Genomic DNA, 4,690 nt, shown 5'->3' on the forward strand with positions numbered 1-4,690 from the left:
CTAGCGTCCTCCAGGTGACACAAGCCGTGCAGACCTACGCCTACCTCCGCCCCTCCGCGGTGCGGAGCAGCGGTGCCGGTCGGGGCCTCGTTCTGAAGACCTCCGGCGGGGTGACGGCGACCGGGGTGGCCGCGAACCCGCGCTTCTTCCAGGGGTTCTTGACCGCACCGGCGGCGGCCGCCGCCCTGCTCGTGGTGGCCGATGTGGCTGCGGCCCGGTATTACCAGCCGCAGCGGCTGGCCTCGCTCGACCCGGTAGTGACCGCCAACGGCGACCGGTTGCGCTTCGAGTCGTTCTCCGGCTGCTGCGGCGTCTACGCCTGTCTCGACGTGCTCCCCGAAGGGCTGGACGGCGAGTTGCTCGGCCACGGCACCAGCAACGTCGACGTCAACCACCCGCTCCGCGAAGCGCTCGACCTGATCGGCCCAGCCGACCCGCTCCACCTGTCCGTCGGCCCGGAGGAGCTGGCGGTCACCACCCTGGAAGGTCGGCGAGTCGAGAAGCGGGTGCCGCTGCCGGACCGCTGGTTGCGCGGGTTCGCCGAGACCCAGGTGCTGGCCGCAGGCTTCGACCTGCGGGCTGAGGTGCCGGCCGCGGAAGCCGTCCGCTTCCTGCGCTCGCTGCCGCGCGGCAGCGGCCGGTCCGGTGCCTGCAGCACGCAGTGGGTGGTCGCCGCCGGCCGTGCGCTCCGTCAGACCAGCAGGCCCGTTCCAGGGGCGGTCTGCCTGTCCGGTCCGGAGCGGCTGTCCGGCCTGCACCGGGTGCTCCGGCACGCGGTGGCGCTGCGCGTGTACGGGCCGCCCGCCGGACCGTCGCCAAGCGCAGCCGTGTGGGAGGTGGTACTGCCGGGCATGCGGCTGAGCCTCACACTGTCCCCGGACGCCGCCCGCGGCTTCTCCGGCGAGGGCGGCGTGCTCCCCGCTCTCGCCGCCGGGCATGCCGAAGCCGACGCCGAACTGGTCTGGGCGCTGCTGGCCTGGGAGCCGCGGGTCGACCCGGCGGAGCTTGCCGAACAGGCGGGGCTGACCACCGACCGCGTCCGCGCCGCCCTGACCAGGCTCGGAACGGCCGGGCAGGTAGGTGACGACACGGCCGAGGCCGCGTACTTCCACCGCTGGCTCCCCTACGGCTCCGGCCGCGTAGAGGAGCAGAATCCGCGTCTGCGGGCGGCCCGCGCGCTGGTGGCGGCGGGCGCTGTGCGGCTGGAGGGGGGCGGCGTTGCGGTGGTGACGGTGGATGAGCACGTGCAGCGGGTGCGGACGGGACCGGACGGGAAGCTGAGCTGCACCTGCCTGTGGTGGGCCAAGTACCGGGGCGGACGCGGGCCGTGCAAGCATGCGCTCGCGGTGAGCCTGGGCTCCAACCAGGGCGCGGCGACCGACGGCGGGGCGGAAGACGGGGCCGGGAACACGGCAGTGGAGGGGACGCGATGACGGTGATCGAGCGGGTGCGGGCCGGGGACGCCGACGGAGTGGCCCGGGAACTGGCCGGGCTGACGTCGGCCCAGCGGCGCGAGTGCATAGCGGAGTTGAAGGAGGTCCGCCGGGAGGTCGACGAGGAGCCGTGGCTCAAGCGCGACGTCGTCCAGGCGCTGATGGTCGCGGGGGCCGGCTGCCACACCGCCACCGCGGCGGCCGCCTGGCTGTGCACGGGCGGCCCGTGGTCCAGGCAGGACGACAGCTGGGACCAGCCCGCCCTGCTGACGGTGATCGAGGACCGGCCGCCGCAATGGCGGAGCACGCTGGTCGCCGCACTGGCCCGGCGACGGGCCACCTCCTGGGGTTCGAAGGCGTACCTCCTGGTGGAGCACCTGGTGCGGACGACCGGCTGCGACGTGCCGACCACGGACGGATTCGTCACGCGGTGGTTCCTCGGCCGGACCTGGACGTACTCCTCCCACCGGAACGCGATCACCGTCGCGACCGGTAAGACCCTGTGGGAACGGCTGTCGGACGACCCGTTCGTGCCACTCCTGACACCACGCCTGTTCGACCTCGACGAGATCGGCTCCATACTCGACGGCCCGTCGAACGAGCGGTACCCCGAGGACTGGTGGCCGACCTGCCTGACCCGGCTGGCCGAGCAGGGCACCCTGGACCGGGGAGAGCTGATCGACCGCTGCCTGGCCCGGCTGGCCCGGGGCGGACGGACGAGCGACCAGCGCGGCTTCCTGAAGCTGCTGCAGACCTTCGCCCCGACCACCGAGGAGCGGACGGCCCGGGCCAGGAACTACCTCGCCCTGCTCGACGCGCTCCCCTTCGTTGCTGCACACGCCCAGCAGGCGCTGGCCGAGCTCGACGAGGCGGGCCTGCTGCCCCCCGGCCTGCTCGCGGAGGCCTCGGCGGCCGTGCTCCTGCGCACCGAGAAGAAGCTCGTCCGCTCCCAGCTCGGCTGGCTGGACGCGGCGGCCCGGCGCGACCCGGCCCGCTCCGGCGAGGTGGTGCTCGCGGCGGCCCACGCCTTCAGCCACGCCGACCCCGACCTGCAGGGCCGGGCCCTACAGGTGACGGCCCGCCACCTCCCTGCGGCCGGAGCGGCGGTGCTCCCGCAACTGCGGGCGGCCGCCGAACTGCTCAACCCGGCCCACGCTGCCCGGGCCGGGGAACTCCTCGGCGGCGAACCCCCCGCACCCGCCGGGGCCTACCGGGAACTGCTACCGCCCGTGCCGCCGCCCGCGCCCGCGCCGGGCCCGCTGGAGAGCCCCGAGGAGGTCGCCGAAGAGCTCGGCGCGGTCCTCGCCGGAGACCCGGACCCGACGGCCTTCGAACGCGTCCTCGACGGCCTGGTCCGGCACGCCCACCGTGACCGCCCGGCACTCACCCAGGCGCTGGAGCCGGTCCTGCGCGCCCACCAGTGGAGAGGCACGCACTCCACCGCGGACTGCACGCCGCGGGCCGTCCTGCACGTCGCCCTGGCGGCGGCCGGGCGGGCAACCCCCGATCCAGTGCGCGGCGGCTGGTCCACCGTGTTCGGCAACGCACTGGCCAGCCGCCTGGAGGAGGCCGCCGACGGGATCCGTTCCGGCCGCACACCCTTCCTGCTCGCCACCCCGACCTCCGCCACCGGAGCGCTGGACGCGGCGACACTGGTCGACCGCCTCGCTACCTACGAGGCAGCCGGCCTGGAACCCGGGCCCGCCGACCTCTCGCAAGCCCTGCTGCGCACAGCGCCCACCGAAGACGCCGAGGTGTCGGCCGCCGCCGGGCGGCTCGGCTCGCCGGCCGGGCAACGGGCCGCGCGCTGGCTCCGCTCGGACGGGCTCCCCGCGCAGCCGTCCGCCCGCCGGGGGTTCACCCCGGGACGGGGCTTCAACGACGTCGGCGGGATGTACGACTTCGAGGACCTCCTGCTGACTGTGGTCGACCAACCCGGTGCGAAAGTCGCCGAACAGCGCGACGGGGCGGACGACCGGCTGGCCCCCGATTTCGCGGCACTGGTCGGCCCGCTCGTCCACTCGGGGCCGCGGACGGCTCGCTACCGGTACCGCACACCGACCCGGCACTGGCTCGTGACCCTGCCCCACCACCGCGAGGAACTGGCGGCCCGGATGCTCGACACATTCGCCCACACCGAGGGCCGGGGCACCGCGCTCCTGCTTCCCCACCTGGCCGAGGCCGACGGCCCGGCGGGCCCAGCCGTCCACCTGGCCCTCGGGTACGGCCTGGGCGCCCGGTGGCCCGAGGACCGCACCGCCGCAGTGGATGCCCTACTGCTGCTCGCAGCCCGTGGCGACCTGGACGGCCCGCTGCTTGGACGGGAGTTGGCCGAGCTGCTGCTGATCGGCGCGGTGAAGGCCAACCGGCTCACCGACGCCCTACGGTCCGCCGCCGCGACAGGGGCGTACGGCATGGTGTGGTCGGTGCTGGCCGGGGCACTGCCGCAGTTGCTCGTCCCCGCGCCTTTCCGGGCCGCAGGCGAGCTACTCGCGGTGGCCGCCGACTGCGCGCGGCGCAGCGGCGCGCGTGGCCCGATCGCCGAGGTGTCGGCGGCGGCCGAACGGGGCGGATCGAACCGGGTAGTCAAGGAGGCCCGGGTCCTGCGGGAGGTGCTGGCCGGGGCACCCGCCGAAGGGTAGACGTCCGCAGGCCGTCCAGCCCTGGAATTCTGAGGGTGCCCGGGGCCGGGCGGATCCGCCCGGCCCCGGGCAGGGGTGGTCAGTTCTCGCGCGAGTTGGTGGCCGCGTTGGTCTCCGCTCCGGATGATCCGTGGTGGGAGGTGCGGGTGCTGCACGCCAAGCTCTACCCGGCGAAGGGCCGTAGGGTGTGACCTTTTGGTTGTGGTGGGCGTGTTTTGGCCTCGGATGGCAGGTTGTCTGGACCTTTGGTTGTGCCGTGGTGCTCTGGTGCGGGGTGGGTGTGGTCTCGGGTTTTGATGACTGTGTGTATTGGCAGGGCGGGTTCGGGGGTGGCCGGGGTGTTGTGGGCCTGAATTTGTAGGTGAATTTCTCCGGTGATTCTTTCGGTTGTTTTGGTGGATTGGGTTCTGGGCGGCGGTCTGAATTCAGGTCGGATTTCGGGGCGGGATTGGTGGCGGGAGTTGGTGTTCGGTTTCGTCCGGGCCGGGCGCGCCGTTCCCGGCGGGCCGTGCTCGTGTGGCTGCGCCGCCGTCCTGTCCCTGGTGCTGCGCCTGCTCGGCCGCCGCGGTCCCGGGTCCGCCGTCCGGGCCGCGTGCCCGCCGGTCGTTTCGGCCT

The 4,690-nt window shown here is 74.1% G+C and carries 2 protein-coding genes; both read left to right on the plus strand.

All coding sequences use genetic code 11. The annotated features are described in order from the left end of the window. Positions 1-14: 14 nt before the first annotated feature. Positions 15-1,433: an SWIM zinc finger family protein gene (locus IH44_RS0139145; RefSeq protein ID WP_081967391.1), complete on the plus strand. Its 1,419-nt coding sequence runs from the start codon at positions 15-17 to the stop codon at positions 1,431-1,433. Continuing rightward, positions 1,430-4,075: a DUF6493 family protein gene (locus IH44_RS47065; RefSeq protein WP_030464631.1), complete on the plus strand. Its 2,646-nt coding sequence runs from the start codon at positions 1,430-1,432 to the stop codon at positions 4,073-4,075. The genes IH44_RS0139145 and IH44_RS47065 overlap by 4 nt, the downstream gene beginning before the upstream one ends. Positions 4,076-4,690 lie beyond the last annotated feature (615 nt).

Source organism: Kitasatospora sp. NRRL B-11411 (assembly GCF_000721345.1).
Lineage (GTDB): Bacteria > Actinomycetota > Actinomycetes > Streptomycetales > Streptomycetaceae > Kitasatospora > Kitasatospora cineracea.